The sequence below is a fragment of the Arsenophonus sp. ENCA genome, from assembly GCF_002287155.1.
Taxonomy (GTDB): domain Bacteria; phylum Pseudomonadota; class Gammaproteobacteria; order Enterobacterales; family Enterobacteriaceae; genus Arsenophonus; species Arsenophonus nilaparvatae.
Window position 1 is genome coordinate 1 of the sequence record NZ_NHNG01000431.1, and the last position, 2,115, is coordinate 2,115.

Here is a 2,115-nt window from a genome sequence, read left to right on the forward strand (position 1 = left end):
ACAAAACCTCCTCTAAGCTAACTCTATCCGCTCACCGGAGTCCGAGAGCAAGCGAACGGACGAGGAAGCGGAATATAACCATGGGTTATTTTTAGTGTTTAAGGTTGACTTTCAAGACGGTAACTAAAACCGCCTGTAATCGATTTTGAGCCGTTTTCTTATGATTGGTCATAAAAGGTGCTATTAATTAAAAAAATAAACGCACCTGATTAAGATAGGGTGCGTTTTTGTATGGCTGGATTATAATGCCGGACACGTAATGAATAAATAGCGTATTTAATATAACCTGTTTGTTTGTAATAATAAAAACAAATTTGAGGTAAAAAGGAGCGATTATGTCACTTTCTATTCAAAGTAATTCGTTATTCCTGTTCAATAGAACGCTTAGTGATGAAAATATCCAGCGCGCTATCAATAGTTCATCAAAAGAAGAAGCTACACATGTTGGCATATGGGAAAAAATTAAAGATTGGTTTTATGGAACCAACACAAGTGAAGCGTTGGGGAAAATTTATGAGTTAACACATAGCAATGATGAACCTGATACTGAATTTATTTTAAAAAAAGTGACTGCGTTTTATCAACTTAAGGAAATGGCATACCCTGTTTATCAGGATAGATTTCAGGCATCTATTACTCCAAACGAAGATGGTGCATATATTTTTTCTTTTTCCATTAAAGATGTCATGGATGAACGCACATTGGTTTATGGATTCACTGAAAAAGATATTTATTCTTTAAAAGAAAGAGAATTAACTAATAATAGTGAGTTATTAGACCACAATATTGTTATCCGTGAAGGTCTCGATGTAGCGTTAAATCAAGTAAAATATGACCATAAGCAAAATAAACTGGAAGGTATTACTTCAGCAAATCAGGGAAGAATCAATCTGCATTTATTGGACGAAGAAACAAAGCAAGAAATGGCTGTTAATCAGCGTTTCGCCCAAAAATGGATTGCATTACAAATGAAATGTTTTGATTATTATGCTGCACAACGTTCCTCGCTAGACTCTATTGATGGTTTGGATATTACCCGTGTAATAGGAACAGAAAATGAGTGGATTTATCATTTTTCTCAATCAATTAACGAAATAAGAAGAAATACACAAGAAAACCTTGCCAAAGAATTTAATGATGAGATAAAGGAATTAAAAGATTTAAATATTTATGCCTATCCTGATGAATTGAATAACGAACCTATATATTCTGAACCATATGACCAAAACGATGAACCCATATATGCAGAACCATATAATCAAAGCAATGAACCTATTTATGAGAGCATTCAATTTAATTCGTCAGAAATGTCATCTAATGAATATTATAAAGGACCAATAAATGGTGATATTTATGCGAAAGTGGATAAAACGAATGTTAATAAATCGGGTCTGTAAAATTTTTTGTGTAAATGGCTCCTGCGTTAGCTGGTAATCCGATCACCGTACATTAACATAAATTGACTCATGGCGGGTTTCCAATCTTTAATAGGCATCGTCCATTTTATTGAAATATTATGCAACGCTAAATAAAGCAGCTTAAGGACAGATTCATCTGTTGGGAAAACTCGCCGTGTTTTAGTAATTTTACGCAATGAGGCATTAAGTGACTCAATCGCATTGGTGGTATAAATGGCTTTACGGATTTCAGGAGCAAAGTCAAAAATAACGATTAGCCGTTCCCAATTCTTTATCCATGACGGACTAATTGTTGGGTACTTCTCATCCCATTTGGCTGAGAATGCCTCCAGAGCAGACTCAGCAGCATCGACTGTCGCTGCACCGTAGATAGCTCGACGCCTAGGAATTTCAAAGATCCTGAGGCCGTATGAAATAGGGATCACAGTCGGTAAGATTTGCTGTTTTTTTCAGCACAAGAGGGAGTGAGATCATTATTTGTTGGCTAATCGACTTATTTTTGAACGAATTTGCTGAATTCAGGCAGATCTTCCCTGCATTACATCACGTAACGCATTCGCGCTATTTCCACTGCGTTAGCAACCAGATCCTTTGTTACCAGCCCATACAAGACCCGCTGATAGACCATTTTCCCGCCACACAGAATACATTTAAAAGGGTCCGTATTGAGCAGTGCTTGGCTGAGGCTGGAAAATGT

Annotated in this window: 1 protein-coding gene and 1 pseudogene; one reads left to right on the forward strand and one right to left on the reverse strand. The window is 36.4% G+C overall.

Features of this window, described 5'->3' with window-relative positions; genetic code table 11:
• Positions 1-335 precede the first annotated feature (335 nt).
• Complete coding sequence (locus CBG25_RS11245; RefSeq protein ID WP_290606700.1) at positions 336-1,397, forward strand: hypothetical protein; 1,062 nt, start codon at positions 336-338, stop codon at positions 1,395-1,397.
• Positions 1,398-1,423: 26 nt separating this feature from the next.
• Here the strand turns inward: CBG25_RS11245 and CBG25_RS11250 are convergent.
• Positions 1,424-1,795 (reverse strand): annotated as a pseudogene (locus CBG25_RS11250) (transposase); the annotation flags it as partial.
• Positions 1,796-2,115 lie beyond the last annotated feature (320 nt).